Consider the following 20,694-nt stretch of genomic DNA (forward strand, 5'->3'; position numbering starts at 1 on the left):
ATATTAGTTATTATTTACCGATAAATTGTTGAGTCCAAGCATTTGATCTTGAATCATAACCAACACCAATTTGGTTTAAGTTAGGATTTAAGATATTAGCACGGTGACCAGCACTGTTCATCCAAGCAGTAACTACTTCTTCAGGTGTTTTTTGACCTTTAGCAATGTTTTCTGCTGCATAGCTATAAGTGATTCCGAATTGTTTCATCATATCAAATGGCGATCCGTAAGTCGGTGAATTGTGGTCAAAGTAATTTTTGTCAGTCATATCTTGTGATTTTAAACGTGCTGTTTTAGATAATGTTGCATTAACAGTAAACGGTTTTAAACCAGCTTTTGTACGTTCAGCATTAGTTAATTCAACTACTTTTGATTCATAAGCTGATAATGATGCTGAATTTGACGGTGTTTCTGTTGATGGTTTAGACGGTGTAGTTGGTACCGTCGGTTTTGTTGATGGTGTTTCAGGTTTAGCCGGCGTTGTTGGTACTGTTGGTTTAGTAGATGGTGTTTCAGGTTTAGCCGGTGTTGTTGGTACTGTTGGTTTTGTAGTTGTATTTGAACCATTACCTTGTTTTAATTGAGCTTCTATTTGTTGTTTAATTGCATCTTGAAGCTTAGTCATATCAATACCAAATTTTGATAAATCTACTTTACCATTAGTAGTGTTTAAGCTTGGTAGATTAAAGTAGCTAAATAAAATATTATTTAAATCAGCTTTTTGAGTATATGATTTTGTATCCTTATTAATTGTATCCGCGTGTACTGCAGTTACAGGAGCACCCACTAGTAGAGTAGCAGCCAATGTTGATAATGAGATTACTTTTTTCATGTCTTATTCCTCCATTTGTTTGGTTATTGTCTCGCTGTACAAGTAATACTTTAGCATGAAAACGCATGACATAATTATGGGAAATAATGGTGAGCTTAATTTGAGGATTTTTTTGGTAGTACTGTTTTAATACAGAAACAAAATAAATCGTTGTTATTACAACTATATTACTAGAATAATATTAAACCAGTATCGTAAATTTTTGCTTAAAATTTCCATAAAAAAATTTTGAAGTTAAGAAAACGTCATATTTTCACGTTATATTACAGGAAGAAAAATCCAGTTTTGTTGTTATTCAGTTACGATTGTAATCATTCTGTAAAGAACGTATTGAGGGTGAATAATTTGAAATTATTTATAGATGATACTAGGCCATCACATACGGATATATATTGGCAAGATCCGTTTTAGGAAGCTTTATATGAATGCAAACATTAACAATTTAAACAAATCTGGATAGCTAGGATTTAGAAGAGAAAGCGGAATAGGCTTTATAAAGAGGGCTTATTGCAGAAGATTATCCTGTACCGTAGATCTATATAGCGATGAATTAAATGTTGTTTTTAAAATGGAGAATGAAATTTAAGCCACTATAATAGAAGAAAAGAAAAAACGGTTAAATAGGTTATTAATAAAAGTACACTTAAATTGAACTGCACCTCCAAATGTTAGTTGTGTCTAACATTGGGGTGCAGTTTAATTATTATTTTTCTTCATATTATAGAAGCAAAATATACAAACGAGACATTATTTTATTAAAACATGCTTTTCTAATGCAGTTTTATGCTTCTTATAATAATTTGTAATCACAGGGAGTATTTCTATAAAGTCTGGACATTTAATATTTGTGTTTTGTAAATCCGTTAATGTATTCGTACAATCGTATTCAGAATTACAATTAAAATAAGATAAAACTTCTTTTTCAACTTTAAGTAAGCGTCTAATGAATGGTATTGAGAGAAGAGGGCTTATAAATTTTATTGGAATAATTCCTACGGTAGATTTGTTTAAATAATAGGAAAGAAAGTTTGTATAAACATCTTGTACTGTGTATGGTGAAGGATCTGTAATTTGATAAGTTTTGCTGACTCCGATTTCTGTATGACTCAAATAGTAAACAGCATTAATTAAATAGTCGACGGGAATGAAATTACAATAAGCATGGTCCTTACCTATTTGTGGTATAGGTAAATAGCGCAGTTTTGTGAAGAAATTTAAAATGAAATATGGTCCATCGAAATTACTTGTTTCACCAGTTTCTGAATGACCAACTACAATTCCAGGTCTAATGATTGTTATTGGAAGTTGTTTTTTTAGTTTCTCAACTTCTATTTCCGCATAATACTTCGTTTCTTCATAAAAATTTTTAAAGGTTTGTCCCATTTCTAACTCGTTTTCATAAATTATACCTTCACGAGAACCTGAGACATAACTAGTACTAAAATAAGTATAACGATTTAAAGATTTCAGTTTAAGTGCAAATTCATTTACGTTAATGGTTCCTTTCACATTAACTTCATATGCAATTTTTTTAGGAACAGCAAGGTCGTAAATTGCCGCCAAATGAAATAAGTCCGTTATATTGTTCATAAGCACATTTAGGTTTTTTAAATTGAGTCCAAAGTTTCTTTTTGTGATATCACCACTTAAAAGTTCTATTTTTGACAGAGAGTAATCTGGATACTTTTGATCTAATGTAAATAAAAAGTCTCGGCATTGTTTTTCAGTATTAGGAAGAATGAGTAAATATATTTTTTGAAATGACATTTCATTATCAAGAATTTTGAGGAGTAAATGTTTCGAAATAAACCCAGGAAATCCAGTAATAAAGTATGTTCTTTCCATTCTTACCACCTACTTTATGTAAATTAATTATCTTTGTTTATTTTATTAAAGAAATATTCATTTAATGTAACATTAGGTTCAATTAAATTTGTGGCAGTATGTTTATTGAAGAAATTAATAAAGTCGCGCATATTTCCTACTTTTTATAATTTTTGATTTTAAACAAAATGCCCCTATTGTTATGATACTTTATAATAACACTTACAAAAACTGAAGTATGATTCCCACATATAATTAAATTAATATTTAAATAACAATAACAATATAATAAAAAACAATATAAATTTATTGATAAACGATAATAAGTGTACTAAAATCATATTATCATAAATCAGTGAGGTGCTTTAAATGCGTGTTAAACTAGGTTCAACTTTTTTCTTGAGAGTCGTTGCTGTTCTTATTGGAATTGCGGTACTTGCTGTGTGTATATATTGGTTACCTCAAGCAGCTATAAAAGATGCGAAAGTGCGTCCAGGAGATTACTCGATATATCCATTGTTAGTATGTGCGTATGGAATATGCATTACGTTTTCTGTTGCTTTGTATCAAGCATTTAAACTATTGAGCTATATCGATAAAAATAACGCTTTTTACGAGTTATCCCTTAAATCCTTGAAGGTTATAAAAAAATGTGCTTTTACAATCATTCTCTTCATTTTGTTAGGAATAGTTTACTTAAGGGTGCATTCTTATTTCACAGGTGATGACTCAGCCGGTCCGAGAGCACTAGGTCTAATAGGGATTTTAGCAACAGCTATCATCGCTGCCATTGTGGATGTACTTCAAAAGCCTTTAATAAATATCCTAGGAAAAAATAAATAAAAATGTGAGGTGTTTATTTTGAAAATATAATAACTTTTTTCACTATTTAGTTAAATGTGCCTTTTGTTGAATAATGGCACATTCTAAATTGTGTATAAGAATAAGCTTTTTACGATTTGATTTCGAAAAATAATTTTATATTATTAATAATCATACTGCCAAAATACACATTAGTTAAATGCAAGAAAAAGTCATTCAATATTTAAGTAAAACTTAAAATTTCAGAGGTAATATTAGTTTGTTCTAAGTGCCTCTACTGTGAAATAGTTGGATTTTTGGCAAGCTTCCATCAATCCTTTAAAGCGATGGTGAAAATTATTAACGTGCTGTATGTGGAGGATTGCTTTCTTAACTCGTTTATTTTGATTTAGATTAATAAATCCCCTTTGGAGTTAGTAAGCAAGAAAAAAGCTTGCCCAAACTGGACAAGCTTTAAATTTCAATTATTTAACTTGTTTTTTCAAGTCTTCAGCAACAAACTCTACGTTAGTCCCTACAACTACTTGTACGTTTTTATCGTCTAATTTAATAACTCCACGAGCACCTGCTTTTTTAAGAAGTGCTTCATTAACTTTAGAAGCATCTTTTACTTGTAAGCGTAAACGAGTTGTACAGTTATCAATATTAGTTAAGTTTTCTTTTCCACCTAAAGCTTGTAGGTATAAAGAATCACCAATTTCAGTCGTAACTTCATCAGTTTCAATTTCTTCGTCTTCACGACCTGGTGTTTTAATGTTAAATTTCTTAATTGCAAAGTAGAATACTACAAAGTAAATTACACCAAAGATTAAACCAATTAGAATTAACAGAATAGGCTTAGTTGCAATATTGTAGTTTAGAATATAGTCCATGAAACCAGCTGAGAATGTAAAGCCATCTTTAATTCCTAAAGCATTTACGATACCCATTGATAAACCAGTTAAGATTGCATGGAACGTATATAGTACTGGAGCAATGAACATGAAAGCAAATTCGATTGGTTCAGTAATACCTGTTAAGAAAGATGTTAAAGCAAGACCAATAAACATACCTGAAACAGTTTTACGTCTTTCTGGTTTCGCAGCAGCGATCATAGCAAATGCAGCAGCAGGAAGACCAAACATCATAATTGGGAAGAAACCAGTCATGAATGCACCAGCAGATTTGTCACCAGCGAAGAATCTGTTTAAGTCACCGTGAACTAATTTACCAGCAGCATCAGTAAAGTCACCTAAGTTGAACCAGAAAATTGTATTTAATACGTGATGTAATCCTAATGGGATTAAAATACGGTTTAAGAAACCGAATACTGCAGCTCCAATTGGACCAATATCAATAATCCAGTTACCAACAGAGTTAATTGCATCTTGAATTGTTGGCCATACATAACCAAATATTCCTGCTAATACAAGCATAGTAGCTGAAGTTATAATTGGAACGAATCGTCGACCACTAAAGAATCCTAACCATTCAGGTAACTTAATACCACTGAAACGGTTGTAAAGTAGACCAGCAACAACCCCTGTAATAATACCACCAAGAGCAGCCATATTTATATCTTTATTTATAGTAGTTGTTCCTGCGGTTAATACGAAGTAACCGATTGCACCTGCAAGACCAGCGGCTCCATTTCCATCCTTTGAAATACCGATTGCTACACCGATTGCAAAGATTAATGGAAGATTAGAGAAAATTGCATTACCAGCAGCCGCCATAAACGGAATGTCTAGTAGATCTGGTTGTCCAAAGCGCAGTAAAAGTCCTGCAGCTGGAAGAACAGCGATTGGAAGCATTAATGCTTTACCAATTCGTTGTAAGAAACTAAGCATATTATTTTCCCTCCGAAAATTATTATAATGATTACGCTTTCAATATTAACCTAAAAGCTTCAACTTGTCTATACAACTAGATAAGATAAAAATTGCTATTTTCTTCCAAAAAAATTAAAAATAAAAAGGGAAGAATCAAATCTTCCCCTATATTAAGCCATTTTATATAGTTTGTATTACTTCAATCAAAGACCTCTTAAATGACTTTCAGCTTGAGCAATTAAACGTTTAGTGATTTCGCCACCAACTGATCCATTTGAACGTGCAGTTGTATCGGATCCTAAAGTTACTCCGAATTCATTAGCGATTTCATATTTAAATTGATCAAGTGCTTGTTCTACACCTGGAACTAATAATTTATTCGTTCTAGTCATGATTATTATCTCCCTTTCTGTAAGTAATAGCTTACAATTCTATTTTTTACATTTAGGGTTTTATCATGCTTGGTAAATACAGTCATATTAGGGTTATGTTAACTTTTTAACTAACGCTGAGCCTTCAACGACAAGTACATTTTCTTGATTATATACATTTGTTTGAAGCGTTAATAATTTTTTATCCTCTCTTTTACGTACAACACTGACGATCACTTTAATTGTGTCATTAATTTTTACTGGTGCTTTGAAAAATACTTCTTGAGATAAGTAGATGGTGTTTTTGCCGGGTAGTTTAGTACCTAGTACTGAGGAAATAAAGCTGCAAATCAACATGCCATGTGCAATTCTTTCTTTAAAGATGCTTTCTTTAGCAAAATCATCTAATAAGTGAATTGGATTTACATCTGTTGAAATTGCAGCAAATTGTTCAATTAACTCTGCAGTAATTTTAACTTCAAGAGTAGCTTCGTCACCAACTGAAATGGAGTCAAAATGAACTTCCTGTACATTTCTTGCACTTTCGAAAACATTCATTTTGTTTCATCCTCTCCTTGATGAAATGCCTAGCTAATCAAGAAAATTGTTTAAATATTGATTATAGTTTTGTGAATGAGAATTCTTGTAAGTTTTTAAACCAATCTTCTTGAGTTTTTTTGAACTGTTGATACATGTCCGTCCAAGCAGTGTAAGGTGTGTTATTTAAAGGTTGTTTAAAAAATTGTTGGAAAAATTGTTGTTGTTGATTTGAAAATGTACTCATAGCTTGAAAAAATGGTTGATATGGGTTTTGATTCATATTTGTCCATAAAGATTGAAATGGAGAAAACTGATCAAATAATTTTTTCCAAGTTTTTTCATAAGTCTCTTGATTAATAGTTGGCTTAATTTCATTTAATAACTTAATCATTTCTTGGAACTGTTCGTAAGACTCTTGTTGTTGTACTTGCACTTGCTCGTTTAAAGTTTTCCACTGTTTTGCTTGTTCTTGAAATAAAGACTCTGTCCATTGTTGAATTTGAATTTGATTGTCTAACAAATATTGAAGCATTTTTTGAAAATTCTCAGCTGCAAGTTCAGTTTGTAATTCGATTGTTTTTTCAGTCATTAGTGTTTCCTCCAAAAAAATTTATTATTGAATGCATTGCTGCAATTTCAATCACCTTTAAAACTTTCGTCAGAGTTGCTAAATGGAAAGAATGAATTCGTGTAAATCGAAAAAAAGGTTTGGAGCATCTGATTATATTGTGTAAATGAATTATGACAAGTTTTTAAATATTCTTCTCCGGCATCTGTAATTGAATAAATTCGCTTTGCTGGACCTTCAATTCCATATTCCCAACTAGATTTAATATAGCTTTCTTTTTCAAGTTGTCTTAGAATTCGATAAACATTACTTGAATCAAGAGTAGTAAAGCCTAAATCAAATAATACTTGCATTAATTTATAGCCATGCATATTCCATTGCTTAAGGCTAAGAAGTAGAAAGGGAACTAAGAAGTTTTTAGGCAATGTGATCGATTCAGAAGTTTCATGTTTATTTTTTTTACTTGTTTCCTTTTCATTTGTCATAAAGTTATGTTCCCCCCTATATCGTAGTAATGGAATCATCATCCCTTAGGTGTAATTTACACTTAGTTAAATTTATTGTCAATGTATTTTAAATATAATGAATATTAAAAAACAAATTTCGACAGTAGATGTAGAAATATCGCGAAAATATTGGATTGTTTTGTCATTGGCTTGTTTTCTATACTTAAAAGTAGTGAGGGGGATTAAGATGTCAGAGCAAAATTATTCAGATCCATTGAAAATGTGGAAGCAAATGTATGATGTAAATGAAAAATACTTTGGAAAAATGATGAACGAATATGTTCAGAAAGAAGAATTTTCCGAGTGGATGGGTTCTGTAATAGATTTTAATCTATTCTGTAAAAAGATATTGAATGACCAATCAAAAACCTTCTTAGAGGCTTCAAATATTGCTTCCAAAGAAGATATCGCAAATGTAGCTAGCTTAGTGATTAATTTAGAATCCAAAGTAGATACATTAGAGGATCAATTATATTTAGATTCCCAACCTGAGTTAGATGTAGCAACTTTGAAAAAAGAGTTAGACATTGTGACGGTAAAACGAGATCTTACAAAATTGAAAGCTGAAACCAAATCAATTCATCAACAAGTTAGTGAATTAAAGTCTTCAATGGCTAACATAGAGCAACTTTTACAACAATTAACTACTAAACAACCAACAAAACAATAATTAGTTAAAAAAGGAGAAATGATAATGGATTTAGTAAATCGTGTAGCGATCGTAACAGGTGGAGCAAAAGGAATAGGAAAAGGTATAGCATTCGCTTTAGCAGAAAAAGGCGCAAAAGTTGTAATTAATTATAATAATAGTGAAGCACATGCAAAAGCAGTTGTAGATGAACTTTTTGAAAATGGTTATGAGGCGTTAGCGGTGCAAGCTAATGTTGCTGAATTAGATCAAGCGAAAGCATTAATAGATCGTACAGTTGAGCATTTTGGCCGACTAGACATTATTGTTAATAATGCTGGTATTACTAGAGACCGCAGTTTCAAAAAACTAAGTGCAGAAGATTGGCATGAAGTTATTGATGTAAATTTAAGCAGTGTATATAACACATGCAATTCTGCTTTACCATACCTATTAGAATCTGATAATGCACGTATCATTAATATTTCATCAGTTATTGGTCAGGCAGGCGGTTTCGGCCAAACAAACTATTCTGCTGCAAAAGCTGGAATGATTGGATTTACTAAATCATTAGCACTTGAATTAGCAAAAACAAACGTTACAGTAAATTCTGTATGTCCAGGATTTATTGAGACTGACATGGTTAATGAAATTCCTGAAAATGTAAAAGAGCAAATTAAATCTAGAATACCAAAAAGAAGATTTGGTACAGTTGATGAAATTGCTAAAGCTGTTATTTACTTATGTGAAGGTGGAGAGTACATTACTGGCCAACAGATAAATGTAAATGGCGGACTTTACGTTTAAGATTTATTTATAGATGACCTTTTTTAAGAACAAAAGGGGGGGAAAAGTGTGTTTAATTCACAAATGTTAGAAGAAGCTACGGAGTCGCTTCCGAGCGGATTAAAAGAATCATACAAAAGATTGAAGAAAACTGCAGATATTCTAATAAAGGAGGGAGAGCCTTTAGTAGGCCAATCTCCTAAAGAAGTGATTTGGACTAAAAATAAAAGTAAATTGTATCATTATATTCCAACTACAAAAAAGGTAAAAAAGACTCCGATCCTTCTGATCTATGCTCTGATTAATAAACCTTATATTCTTGATTTAACAAAGGGGAACTCTTTTGTTGAGTATCTTGTTAATGAAGGATTTGATGTTTACTTATTAGATTGGGGAACTTTTGGTCATGAAGATCGTCATTTAAAATTTGACGATATTATTCACGATTATATTGCAAAAGCTGTAAATAAGGTTCTTCGTTTTTCAGGTGCAAAAGAATTATCAATGTTAGGGTATTGTATGGGTGGTACTTTAACAAGTATTTATGCATCACTTTATGAAAATGCACCAATTAAAAACTTAATTTTTGTAACTAGTCCATTCGATTTTTCAGATACAGGATTATATGGAGCATTTTTAAATGAAAAATACTTTGCACTTGATAAAGCTGTTGATACATTAGGAAATATTCCTCCTGAAATGATCGATTTTGGTAACAAAATGTTAAAACCAATTACGAATTTTGTAGGACCTTATGTTACATTATTAGATCGTTCTGATAATACAAAATTCATTAAAGCGTGGCAGTTAATGCAAAAATGGGTTACAGATGGTATTCCATTCCCAGGTGAATCTTATCGCCAATGGATTAGAGAGTTTTACCAACAAAATAAATTATTAAGCGGCGACTTAGAAATTAGAGGAAGAAAAGTAGATGTATCTAACATTAAAGCTAATGTTTTAAATATTTCTGCTACGAAAGACCATATTGCGATGCCTTGCCAAGTTGAAGCATTAAATGAGCATATTTCAAGCGTAGATAAGCAGTATGTATCGATCCCATCAGGTCATGTATCAATCATGTTTGGACCTGTCTCATTAAAAACGACATATCCGACAATTGGTAAATGGTTAGCTGAAAGATCATAATTTCAGTAAATTTCTAGGAATCCTTCGTACTAAAAATTATATATATTACGTTAAAAAAATCTCACTTTTAAAAAAGTGGGATTTTTTTCATTCAACTGACAAAAACTACATTAAATATGATTTGCCTGAAAGGAGTATAGATGTGAAAAGTATTAGCGGAGTCTTGTATTGGCCTACGACTTACACTAATTCACATACCGAGCTAGAAAATATAATACCACTTGATGAAGACGTAGATTGTGATTTTGTAATAGTAGGTAGTGGTGAATCAGGAAGTTTATGTGCATATTTTTTAATTCAAACGGGTGCTAAGGTAATTTTACTAGATAAAAGAAAAAAAATTGTACAGGGGAGTACTAGTGCAAATACTGGGCTCTTACAGTATACAAATGACAAATCTTTAAATTCGTTTATTAATTCATATGGAAAAGAAAAAGCTGTTCGTCATTATCAATTATGTGTAGAGGCAATTAAAGGCATTGAAGAAATGTCAAAAACAATTGAAATTAATCCAGATTTTATAAAAAGAAAAAGTTTATACTTTGCTAGTAATTTAGATGGAAAAGAAATGATTGATTTAGAGTATAGAGTTTTAACAGAAAATGGCTTTAATGTTGAGCAATTTACTAAATCGCAAATTGAAGAAAAGTTTAATTTTACGAAAGAAGGTGCGCTTTACACAGGGGATGACGCAGAAGTAAATCCATATAAATGTGCTCATGGTTTACTGTTATATGCTATAAAGCGAGGATTGCAGGTATACTCTGATACCGAAGTATCTCGGATAAATGGTACAGATGAAGGGGTGCAAATATTTACTAAAAATAAACATACGATTCGAGCAAAAAAAGTTATTTTTGCTGGGGGCTATGAATCATTAGAAGTAAAAAGTGAGAAAAATGCTGTTTTAACTTCGACTTTTGCGATTGCAACACAACCTCTAGTTGAAAAAAATAATGCATGGTATGACAATTGTTTAATTTGGGAGACAGCAAGGCCATATTTATATCTTCGTACAACTGTTGATGGAAGAATAATTGTCGGAGGACTTGATGAACCTACATTAATACCAGAAAAACGTGAATCTATGTTATTTCATAAAAAAGAACAGCTTATAAAAAATTTAATAGAGTTATTTCCTAATTATAAAGATGCTAAAGCAGAATATTATTGGACTGGTGCATTTGGAGGAACACATACTGGCTTACCGATGATTAGACAATATAATGAATATCCTAATTGCCTTTTTTTAATGGCCTATGGTGGGAATGGAACGGTTTATAGTTATATCTTAGCTAAAATATTAAAAGATTTAGTTACCGTCGGATCTCATCCAGACGCATATCTTTATATGGATAATTAAAATTTAATTAGAATGATGATTGATTACCAATTTTATGTATAAAAAGAGTAAAGTAGTAAGAAAATTTAATAGGTAATAAAAGTTTAGGAGTGTATTACATGAGTTATCATGAAATGTTTACCGAATTGTTTTTAGGATATATAGCTCTTTTTATTGTCGTTAAAATTAATGGAAAAACACAAATTACACAAATAACGCCATTTGATTTGATTTCGTCACTAGTGTTAGGAAATATACTCGGGGATGGAATATATGATAAAGAAGCAAATCTACCTAAAATTCTTTTTAGTATTTTTGTTTGGGGTGCATTAATATTTGTTACTGAGGTCTTAACACAAAAGTCAATGTGGGCTAGAAAGTTCTTAGAAGGTGACGCATCGGTCGTTATTAAACACGGAGCAATTCAATGGAAAGAATTGAAAAGAAATCGTTTGGATACTGATCAATTGATGCAATTACTCAGAGCTAAGGATACTTTTGCAGTTAGCGAAGTTGCGTATGCTATTTTAGAAAATGACGGTACGGTTAGTGTCTTGAAGAAATCTAATTTTGACACGCCAACTAAACAGGATTTAAAAATTCAAATGGAAAAAGAATTCTTACCTGTCGTAGTAATAAGTGATGGGAAAATAATTAAAAGAGCTCTAAACTCTCTGAAAAAAGATGAAAAGTGGGTACATAAAAAACTTTCTGAGTCAAATTTATCACTTAAACAAGTTTGCTTTGCAGAATGGGATTCAAAGCAATTACATTTACATACGTATTAATATAAAAATTTGAGGATGAGAAAAATGAAATATTATATTTATTACTGTTTTGGAGGAACACATTCTTCACCTTTAGCTGCTGCATATCATTTGAAGCAATTACCTCTTGATCGCCAGCCTACAACAGAAGAAGTAAAAAATACCTACTTATTTAATAAATTAAAACCAAAAGATGGTGGAAAACTTTTTTATCACGGTGAAGATGAAAATGGAGACCAAGTGTATACAGTAGCAAAAAGATATACTAAAAATGTGCCCACTGCGATCGAAAGTTTGGGAAAGATTTTATTAAATGAAGAAGATAAAATTATTTTATCAAGTACATCGCCAACTGTACCATTAGCTATGACTTTAGGTGGCTTTACATCAAGATTTTTGCATATTGATTTTATAGGGGTACCATTACTCGTATTAGGAGCAAAGCAAACATATCTCAATTTGATAAAATTGGTTGAAAATACGAAAAGATATCACCACATAGCTGCTGAAAAGGTCACAGACTTATCTAATAAAAACTTCAACAAAGATTAAAAAATGGACGTTATTTAACGTCCATTTTTTTAATACGGCATCTTTAAGACATCCATAGCTTTTTTAGCATCGTTTTCGATTAACTTATTAATATTAAATACCGAATATTGACCTTGTTTTGATAAATAGCTAAAAATTTGAGTATGCAAATTGTTCACCGCTACTAGGTGCTTAATAAATAAATTATTTAAGTCACGAGTAGCTGTTTCTGTAAGTGCATGTGCATACATTTTTGTTAATACTTTTGTTGCTGATAATAAATCTTCAGCACTCATTTCGCTTCCTAATTTATCACTTGCTGCATCTCTTTCTCCAATTGTAATATTACTCATAAATTTAAGTAGTTCCCTCAAATTATTTTCAAACAAGGTAATAGAAGTTTTATATAATTCTTTTAATCCGGAATCTGTTATATTTTTTATATTTGTTTTAAGCTTATATAAATAATAAGTAGTTGTAGCAACAATCTCATGTAATTCTAAGGTCTCATGCCAAGCTAATGTTCTCATACTTATCCCTCCTTTTTTGTACATGTCTATTCAGTAGACTAGGATTATATGACGGATAAAAAATAGGATAAAGCAGTAGGCTCTTAAAAAGGAAAAGTTACAAAAAGAAATAAAGGAGGGGAGGGGTAGGTATACTACAACCATAAAACCTGCCCAATATATGTATATTGAAAATGTATTTCAACAGTTGAGCTTATGTGTAAAAAGTGTTTTAGAAATGATGGATCTAATTAATGAAGAAGATTTAAATTTTCGACCGGTTGATGATAAGAAATCAATCGGGGAGGTAGTCCAACATTTGTGTGAGCTTATTGGTGCTGATATGGAAATTATGAGAGGTGCAAGCAAGGAAAAGATGGTACAATATTATACCTTGGTCAAATGCAAATCAATAGTTGAAATGAAAAGTATGTTGCAAAAGAACTTACATGAATTAAAGGATTTCTATTTTAATATGAATGAAGAGGATTTAGTGGAAGAAACTACTTCATATTGGGGACTTCAATATTCTAGATTCGAATGGTTATTAGAGATTTTAGTCCATTTTACTCACCACAGAGCACAATTACATATGCTACTAGTCCAAAAAAAGGGCGATATCAATATCGCTCTTTTTTAAAGACAAAGTTAAGTAGGGTATTGAAGGAAATGATCATATCTTCTTCTATACCCTAAATATTGCACATAATCAGTCTTTTGTTTCGTGTTGTGGATGCATAAATTGTTTTGCGGGTTCTTCTCGCTTTTTTGATTCTAATAGGTCTGTGTTTTCTGCACTTGCCCAACCAATATCATTTGTTGGATGAACCCATTCGTCGCCTGCCATAACCGATGGATCAACATCGTCCGACCAATTATTTAATGGAGAGTTAGGAGAGCTATACTTACTGTCTCCAATAACTACACCCTTTGAATTTACAAAAGGTTCTTCCATTTTAATGTCTGTTCCTTTAAAAGAAGGAAAATTTGAAATATGGGGTAATGTATCTTCCATTACCGGTGAATCAATTTCGGTTTTGTCTTTTTTTCTTTTCATTAAATATCACCTCTACTTACAAATTATTATTTGCTAATTAGTGAAATCAATACAAAAGGACAATATTAAAAAATATTGTCCTGTTTTACTTATGCTTCAATTGTGAAAAATGAAGGTGATAGTGTTTTAGGAGAGAAATAAACTAGCATTGCATAATTACCAGTTCTATATTCTCCAGTTAATAGAAAATGTTCGATATCAAATGAAAGTGATTCAATCATTGTATGTTTATAGATTTCTTTTTCGTTTAAGTTAAGTGAAACAAATTCTGAACCTAAATATTCAGGATTTTGGATAACTCGTTTATAAATTTCCTTCGTCAAATCATGGTTTGATATTTCGTCCCACCATGGTTTGCGAGGTTTATATTTATGATTTAAGTAATAATCGATTTTCATAATATCTTTTACGATTGAATCATTTTTAATTTCATATTGAGTTAAAAACTCATTTAGACGCTTAAATAAATCTTCAAGCTGGTGGCCGATTCTTGACCAACCTCGTTCTTCCCAATATGAACCAAATAATTGGAAGAAATCAAATGGACTTTCAAACTCATTTTCAATTAAATATTCGATCGTATTATTTGTTCGATGGTCATTCCAATATTTTTCGAGTACGTCTTCAACTTGCTTAATTTTTACAATATCATCGAATGATAGTACATTATTACCTAATACTTCATACGGAGCATAATCCATATATACATAATTATGTTCATGTGCTCTTAATCGTACTCCAGTTCCTCTTAGCATTTTTAAGAACCCTAGTTGCAGCTCTTCCGGCCTTAATGCAAAAACGTCATTGAATGTTTGACGGAATGAATTGTAATCCTCTTCAGGTAAACCGGCAATTAAATCTAAATGTTGATCTATTTTTTCTCCATCTCGTACAAGTGTGACAGTTCTGCAAAGCTTTTCAAAATTTTGTCTTCTCATAACTAGTTCGTTTGTAGCATCATTTGTAGATTGTACACCTATTTCAAATCGGAATAAGCCTTTAGGTGCATTTTCATTTAAAAATTCGATGACTTCTGGACGCATAATATCACCAGTAATCTCAAACTGGAATACAGTTCCTTCCACATGTTCGTCAATTAGAAATTGGAACATATCCATTGCATAACTACGACTTATGTTAAAAGTTCTGTCTACGAATTTAAAAACCTTCGCTCCGTTTGCCATAAGGTAACGAATATCATCTTTGATAACCTCACGATTAAAATATCGAACGCCAACTTCAATAGAAGATAAACAAAACTGGCAATTAAATGGGCAACCTCGGCTAGTTTCGATATATTGAATTCTTTTACTTAAGAATGGTAAATCTTCTTTAAAGCGATAAGGGGAAGGAATAGTTGTTAAATCTATTTTTTCAGTTTGTGGTTTAATGATATTTTTTCCTTCATCTCGATATCCAATGCCATTTGTGGAAGTGAAATCCATCCCATTTTCAATTGCTTTAATTAATTTCTTTACGGTAATTTCACCTTCACCAATCGTAATGATGTCAATTTCCTTTACGCGATCTAGCCAATAATTCACATCATAGCTTACTTCAGGTCCGCCAACAAAAATAATAACAGAAGGATCAATTTTTTTATACATACGGATTACTTCAATTGTTTGTTCGATATTCCAAATATAGCAGCTAAAGCCAAGAATTTTTGGCTTGCGTTTATATAAGTCTGTAATGATATTAAGACTTGGATCTTTAATTGAATATTCTGCAAGCTCTATATTATATTCAGGTTGAGCATACGCTTTAATGTATCGAATACCTAAGTTAGTATGAATATATTTTGCATTTAATGTTGCTAAAACAATGTTCATTTATATACCTCGTTCTAAATTATTATCGATTTATTTTATCATAAAATAATGAGATTACTAAATTTTCATAAGTGAAATTGAAAATGAATGTTTTAGAAAATTATAGAGACATTTTTTTAGCACAAAAGCAAAGAAAAAAGATTCTAATTATTACATGAGATCAAATGAGGGGCACTATTTAGGAGAAGATTCGAAATATAATACTTTAATAAATAAGAGGAATCTGATTTATTTTTTTAGTAGATTTTCTTCACATTTTTTTCATAAATGACATATAATTCACTAAATACAAAAAAGTTTCCCTAGGGAAAGAAAGGGTAAGAAAATGAGTAGGAAAATTTTATTTTTTACGTATTTGTGTAATAAAATAGGAGTTCTGTCAAATCAGGATGTAAAAAAAGTACTAAATCATTAATTACTATCAAAAATGGATAAAAGTTGTAGAAAATTGATGATTGTTCATTTACTTAGAACTATTGACAATGAAGACCGACGCATGACATAATTTTATTAAATAGTATGAATAGTTTGAATTTTTGACGGTGTTTAAATAGATAGTCTAAATAAGTGGAGGTGTTAATATGAGTTTATTTTTAGAACAATGGAAAAAGCTTGCGAATATTAAATGTGATTTGGCTAAAAGAGATTGGTTTTATGGTACGAGTGGAAACTTGTCTATGAAAATTTCAGACGATCCATTATTATTTCTTGTAACAGCTGATGAGAAGGATAAGAGGGCACGCTGTGATGAAGAATTTATTGTAGTTAATAACCTCGGTGAACCAGTATTTGATACGGTATTAAAGCCATCACTTGAAACATTGGTTCATGCAAATATTTACGAAAAAACATCTGCTACTTGTGTGCTCCATGTACATACTGTAGATAATAATGTTATTTCTGAATTGTTTGGTAATGAAGGGCAAGTAGAGCTTGAAAATAATGAAATGATCCATATATTAACAAGCTCTTATTTTGAAAATAAAATAACAGTTCCTATCATAGAGAATGCACAAGACATGGAAACTTTTAAACGTGCATATACGCCATTTCTAACAAAGGATTTTGGGGGTGTTCTTGTTAGAAATCACGGGATCACTGTTTGGGGAAGAAGCCCACTAGAAACGAAAAAGTGGCTAGAAGGAATTGAATTTCTAATAAGTTATAAAGTAAAACTAATGATGATTCAAGGTCATAAAATAAAAGCAGGCAACTAAATAAAAGAAAAAAAGCTGAAATAGTAGTGGTAAATAAATTCCATTACTTTTCAGCTTTTTTATTTTATAATAAAATCATAGCTAATTTTGAAAAAGGATCTTTCTAGTAGATTGTGCAAAATAAAATTTTTTTAGAGTATACTGGAGATAAAGGAATTGAACAATTCTATTTGTTCTGTTCTACAATTAAGATAAAAGTTTTAAATAAAAATTTGCTTATACCATTTCACTTAAATCAAAATTAATCATTTTAAGCAGGATTTAATGAAAAGTCGTCTAATTTATTAAGCTATAGATAAAAACGTTAATTCATAACAAAAATAAACCTACTAGGTAATTTTGCTTAGTAGGTTTCATATTGTATGTATTTTAAATAATATAGATAGAATGAATAATAGAAAATAACTCGATTATTATGAAAAGATGTGTTAAAAAACATCCTGTAGAAGGGAATCAGTCTAATGAATGAATATCAACTCAGCCGTTTATTATTATCTATTTCATTAAAAAGGGAAGAAATGGTATATTTTGCGGAAACTAAAGGGTTAAACGAACATTTGACCTTAAAGGCCAGTCAAGAATTGGACGAGTTAATTATTTCATACCAAAAAAAATTACTAACTGAATTAAATAAGTCATTTTCATTGAAATAATCTTAAAATCAATTAATAAGTGTAAAATAATAATATAGAATGAACTATGTAAAAGAAATTAAAGGGGTATTATTATGGAAGAGACAAATAGAAAAGATATAGAGCTTTCTTTAAAGTTATTTATTGTATTATCGCGTGCTCATAGAAAGATAAATGATTCTGCAAACAAATCGATCGCTAGTTTTAATTTAAATCCAACTGAATTTGCAGTGCTAGAGCTCTTGTATCATAAAGGAAACCAACCACTTCAACATATTGGAGAAAAAATATTAATTGCTAGTGGAAGTATTACTTATGTAGTAGATAAACTTGAGAAAAAGGGTCTAGTTTATCGAAATCCATGTAGTGCAGACCGTCGAGTAATCTATGCAGAAATAACTGAAAGTGGAAATAAACTGATGGAAGAAATATTTCCAGTGCACGAAAAATTTTTACATGAACATATGAGTGATCTTTCTAATGAAGAAAAAAATTTCCTAATTCACTTATTGAAGAAAATTGGATACCATGGGTCTAACTAAAAAAGCTCTCATTTGATAGAGCTTTTTTTATTTTTAAACGATTATTTTTAAAATTATTTTGTATAAACACTTTATTATACTTGTAAAAACTAGTTTCTTTTGGAATTACATTATTTATTTCTATTTAACTAATTTTTAAATTTTCAGAAATTTATTTAGATTTAGGTTTTTTTACTAGAAGATTTTATATATAATAGCAATATCACAAAAAAATGGAGGGATTAACATGGGTTTTCAAGATTACCAGTATTCTAGACCAAATATTAAGAACTTTGGAGAACAATTTAAACGTTCACTACAAAATTTTTATGATGCTTCAACGGTCTATGAACAAGAATTAGCAATGAATGAAATCAATGATCTAAGAAATGAATTTTCAACAATGGAAAATTTATGTGCAGTTCGCCATTCGGTTGATACAAATGATAAGTTTTATGAGGATGAGCAAGCGTTTTTTGATGAGAACACTCCAATTGTTCAATCATATGGGCAACAATATTATAAAGCGTTAATTGGTTCACCATTTAGAGAGCAGCTTGAAGAAAAATATGGCCATCAATTATTTGCTTTAGCTGAATGTGAAGTGAAAATTTTAAGTGAAGAAGTAATTCCAGATTTACAGGAAGAAAATAAACTAACGACTGAATATGCTAAGTTAGTAGCGGCTGCTAAACTTCCATTTTATGGTGAAGTGAAAACGTTAGCACAAATTTCAGCACATTTTGAGGATAAAGATCGGGAGGTAAGAAAGGCAGCTTATGATACATACTTTGGATATTTCTCGGAAAATCAAGATAAATTTGATGAGATTTACGATAAATTAGTAAAAATTCGAACTCGTATTGCTAACAAACTTGGATTCTCAAACTTTATTGAACTAGGATATGCTCGTATGATGAGAACGGATTACGATGCAAGTGATGTGAAAAAATTTAGAGAGCAAGTTCTTGAAACAATTGTTCCAATCGCTACCGAATTAAGAGAACGACAAGCTAATCGAATTGGTGTGGAACAACTTTATTACTATGACGATAAATTCGAATTTGTAACTGGCAATGCAACACCAAAAGGTAGTCCTGAGTGGATTATTGAAAACGGTAAACAAATGTATGATGAATTGTCGAAAGAAACAAGTGAGTTTTTCAATTTTATGTTAAAGGAAAATTTACTAGATTTAGTTGCTAAGGAAGGAAAACAAGGTGGGGGATATTGTACTTATATTCCAAACTATAAAGCTCCTTTTATTTTCTCAAATTTCAACGGAACATCTGGTGATATTGACGTACTAACACATGAAGCTGGTCATGCATTCCAGGTTTATGAAAGTCGTAAATTTGAAACACCTGAGTATAACTGGCCAACTTATGAGGCGTGTGAGATTCATTCAATGAGTATGGAATTTTTTACATGGCCTTGGCAAGAAGAATTCTTTAAAGAAGATACACAAAAATATTATTTCACACATTTAAGTAGTGCAATTACTTTCATTAGTTATGGTGTGGCAGTAGATGAATTCCAACATGAAATCTACGCAAATCCTGAATTAACACCTGAGGAACGCCACGGACTTTGGAAGAGAATTGAAGAAAAATATTTACCTCATCGAGCAAATGATGGAAATAGTTATTTAGAAAAGGGTGGTTTATGGCAAAGACAGGGGCATATTTACCAGTCACCATTCTATTATATTGACTATACATTAGCTCAAATTTGTGCATTACAATTTTGGAATAAGATGCATGAAGACCGAAATTCAGCGTGGTCAGATTATGTTGGACTTTGCCAATTAGGAGGAAGTAAATCATTTTTAGGCTTAGTTAAAGAAGCTAAACTTGAATCGCCATTTAACGATGGCTGCATTGAGGAAACTTTAGAACCTGTTAGAAAATGGCTAGCAGGAGTTAACGATCAAAATCTATAAGTAATTACTCCGACTTATTAAAAGTCGGAGTTTTTTTATGTACAATAAAAGAGTAAAAAGTTGAAGTGATTTAGTTTTAACGAATGTTCTTTTAGTTGATGAAGTGCAAATAAAAATTGTAAAAGTATAAATAAATCTGAGAAATTGCAAATAAGATGGTCAAGTGAATTTTGTGATAGATATATTGATATATTACTCGAAAACTCAATACAATTAATGTCATTATCATTACAAATATATTGGATTACTATTTGTAAAGATGTGTAAATAGTCGGTAATATATCACTTGGGATTTGATTAATAAAGGGCAATTCATCCGTTCAATTGAATATTCTATTGTATTTTAGATTATTATTTTTTTATAAAGGAATGATTGGAACGAAAGGGTGCCAGGCTCCTATGGAATTAGCGGGAAGGCTAAAGACCTCACAGGCGGCGCCGAGGAGGCTAAAGAATCTCGCCCCATGGAAAGCGAGCACCCTGTAGTGGAAATCAATATGATACAAC

At 31.0% G+C, this 20,694-nt stretch carries 22 protein-coding genes; 12 read left to right on the forward strand and 10 right to left on the reverse strand.

Annotated elements, in window-relative coordinates; genetic code table 11:
* Window positions 1–10: 10 nt before the first annotated feature.
* Window positions 11–832 carry a CAP domain-containing protein gene (locus tag B6K90_RS24455; RefSeq protein WP_328588134.1) on the reverse strand — a complete coding sequence of 274 codons (822 nt, stop codon included), beginning with the start codon at window positions 830–832 and terminating at the stop codon, window positions 11–13.
* 747 nt (window positions 833–1,579) lie between these two features.
* Complete coding sequence (locus B6K90_RS16530) at window positions 1,580–2,677, reverse strand: SDR family oxidoreductase (protein ID WP_088013867.1); 1,098 nt, start codon at window positions 2,675–2,677, stop codon at window positions 1,580–1,582.
* Window positions 2,678–3,025: 348 nt separating this feature from the next.
* Between B6K90_RS16530 and B6K90_RS16535 the strand changes: the two genes are divergently transcribed.
* Entirely contained in the window at window positions 3,026–3,499 is a 474-nt protein-coding gene (locus tag B6K90_RS16535) for a DUF2975 domain-containing protein (protein ID WP_088013868.1), read from the forward strand.
* Between the two features lie 443 nt (window positions 3,500–3,942).
* Here B6K90_RS16535 and nagE read toward each other — a convergent pair whose 3' ends face one another.
* The 5 genes from nagE to phaQ form a co-directional block, all read right to left on the reverse strand.
* On the reverse strand, window positions 3,943–5,307 hold the full coding sequence (nagE, locus tag B6K90_RS16540; RefSeq protein ID WP_088013869.1) for an N-acetylglucosamine-specific PTS transporter subunit IIBC: 1,365 nt from the start codon (window positions 5,305–5,307) through the stop codon (window positions 3,943–3,945).
* A gap of 185 nt (window positions 5,308–5,492) precedes the next feature.
* A complete protein-coding gene (locus B6K90_RS16545; protein ID WP_069035487.1) occupies window positions 5,493–5,681 on the reverse strand; it encodes an alpha/beta-type small acid-soluble spore protein in 189 nt (62 codons plus the stop codon).
* 93 nt (window positions 5,682–5,774) lie between these two features.
* A complete protein-coding gene (locus B6K90_RS16550; protein ID WP_088013870.1) occupies window positions 5,775–6,218 on the reverse strand; it encodes a MaoC family dehydratase in 444 nt (147 codons plus the stop codon).
* Window positions 6,219–6,279: 61 nt separating this feature from the next.
* Window positions 6,280–6,789, reverse strand: a complete 510-nt coding sequence (locus B6K90_RS16555) for a hypothetical protein (protein ID WP_088013871.1) — start codon at window positions 6,787–6,789, stop codon at window positions 6,280–6,282.
* A 47-nt stretch (window positions 6,790–6,836) separates the two neighbouring features.
* On the reverse strand, window positions 6,837–7,253 hold the full coding sequence (gene phaQ / locus B6K90_RS16560; protein WP_088013872.1) for a poly-beta-hydroxybutyrate-responsive repressor: 417 nt from the start codon (window positions 7,251–7,253) through the stop codon (window positions 6,837–6,839).
* A gap of 208 nt (window positions 7,254–7,461) precedes the next feature.
* Between phaQ and B6K90_RS16565 the strand changes: the two genes are divergently transcribed.
* The 6 genes from B6K90_RS16565 (at window position 7,462) to B6K90_RS16590 (ending at window position 12,498) form a co-directional block, all read left to right on the forward strand.
* The gene (locus B6K90_RS16565) at window positions 7,462–7,944 is read left to right on the forward strand and encodes a polyhydroxyalkanoic acid synthase subunit PhaR (protein WP_088013873.1); all 483 of its coding nucleotides are present in this window, start codon (window positions 7,462–7,464) and stop codon (window positions 7,942–7,944) included.
* A gap of 21 nt (window positions 7,945–7,965) precedes the next feature.
* The gene (locus B6K90_RS16570; RefSeq protein ID WP_088013938.1) at window positions 7,966–8,709 is read left to right on the forward strand and encodes a 3-oxoacyl-ACP reductase; all 744 of its coding nucleotides are present in this window, start codon (window positions 7,966–7,968) and stop codon (window positions 8,707–8,709) included.
* Between the two features lie 63 nt (window positions 8,710–8,772).
* A complete protein-coding gene (gene phaC / locus B6K90_RS16575; protein WP_088013939.1) occupies window positions 8,773–9,837 on the forward strand; it encodes a class III poly(R)-hydroxyalkanoic acid synthase subunit PhaC in 1,065 nt (354 codons plus the stop codon).
* A gap of 142 nt (window positions 9,838–9,979) precedes the next feature.
* Entirely contained in the window at window positions 9,980–11,200 is a 1,221-nt protein-coding gene (locus B6K90_RS16580; protein WP_167555403.1) for an NAD(P)/FAD-dependent oxidoreductase, read from the forward strand.
* A gap of 98 nt (window positions 11,201–11,298) precedes the next feature.
* The gene (locus B6K90_RS16585) at window positions 11,299–11,967 is read left to right on the forward strand and encodes a DUF421 domain-containing protein (protein ID WP_088013875.1); all 669 of its coding nucleotides are present in this window, start codon (window positions 11,299–11,301) and stop codon (window positions 11,965–11,967) included.
* A gap of 24 nt (window positions 11,968–11,991) precedes the next feature.
* Window positions 11,992–12,498 carry a DUF3189 family protein gene (locus tag B6K90_RS16590; RefSeq protein ID WP_069035495.1) on the forward strand — a complete coding sequence of 169 codons (507 nt, stop codon included), beginning with the start codon at window positions 11,992–11,994 and terminating at the stop codon, window positions 12,496–12,498.
* Between the two features lie 29 nt (window positions 12,499–12,527).
* On the opposite strand, the gene B6K90_RS16595 is transcribed toward B6K90_RS16590, so the two are convergent.
* Window positions 12,528–13,007 carry a spore coat protein gene (locus B6K90_RS16595; protein WP_167555404.1) on the reverse strand — a complete coding sequence of 160 codons (480 nt, stop codon included), beginning with the start codon at window positions 13,005–13,007 and terminating at the stop codon, window positions 12,528–12,530.
* Window positions 13,008–13,167: 160 nt separating this feature from the next.
* Between B6K90_RS16595 and B6K90_RS16600 the strand changes: the two genes are divergently transcribed.
* Window positions 13,168–13,626, forward strand: coding sequence for a DinB family protein (locus tag B6K90_RS16600; RefSeq protein WP_088013877.1), 459 nt, complete (start codon window positions 13,168–13,170; stop codon window positions 13,624–13,626).
* A 69-nt stretch (window positions 13,627–13,695) separates the two neighbouring features.
* On the opposite strand, the gene B6K90_RS16605 is transcribed toward B6K90_RS16600, so the two are convergent.
* Entirely contained in the window at window positions 13,696–14,043 is a 348-nt protein-coding gene (locus B6K90_RS16605) for a DUF3905 domain-containing protein (RefSeq protein WP_088013878.1), read from the reverse strand.
* Window positions 14,044–14,132: 89 nt separating this feature from the next.
* Window positions 14,133–15,875, reverse strand: a complete 1,743-nt coding sequence (locus B6K90_RS16610; protein ID WP_088013879.1) for a B12-binding domain-containing radical SAM protein — start codon at window positions 15,873–15,875, stop codon at window positions 14,133–14,135.
* Window positions 15,876–16,456: 581 nt separating this feature from the next.
* On the opposite strand from B6K90_RS16610, the gene mtnB reads away from it, so the two are divergent.
* The 4 genes from mtnB (at window position 16,457) to B6K90_RS16630 (ending at window position 20,187) form a co-directional block, all read left to right on the forward strand.
* Window positions 16,457–17,092, forward strand: coding sequence for a methylthioribulose 1-phosphate dehydratase (gene mtnB / locus B6K90_RS16615; protein ID WP_088013880.1), 636 nt, complete (start codon window positions 16,457–16,459; stop codon window positions 17,090–17,092).
* Between the two features lie 461 nt (window positions 17,093–17,553).
* Window positions 17,554–17,745: an aspartyl-phosphate phosphatase Spo0E family protein gene (locus tag B6K90_RS16620; RefSeq protein ID WP_088013881.1), complete on the forward strand. Its 192-nt coding sequence runs from the start codon at window positions 17,554–17,556 to the stop codon at window positions 17,743–17,745.
* A gap of 74 nt (window positions 17,746–17,819) precedes the next feature.
* A complete protein-coding gene (locus B6K90_RS16625) occupies window positions 17,820–18,266 on the forward strand; it encodes a MarR family winged helix-turn-helix transcriptional regulator (RefSeq protein ID WP_088013882.1) in 447 nt (148 codons plus the stop codon).
* 226 nt (window positions 18,267–18,492) lie between these two features.
* Complete coding sequence (locus B6K90_RS16630; RefSeq protein WP_088013883.1) at window positions 18,493–20,187, forward strand: M3 family oligoendopeptidase; 1,695 nt, start codon at window positions 18,493–18,495, stop codon at window positions 20,185–20,187.
* Window positions 20,188–20,694: the final 507 nt, after the last annotated feature.

Source organism: Gottfriedia acidiceleris (genome assembly GCF_002128425.1).
GTDB lineage: Bacteria > Bacillota > Bacilli > Bacillales > Bacillaceae_G > Gottfriedia > Gottfriedia acidiceleris.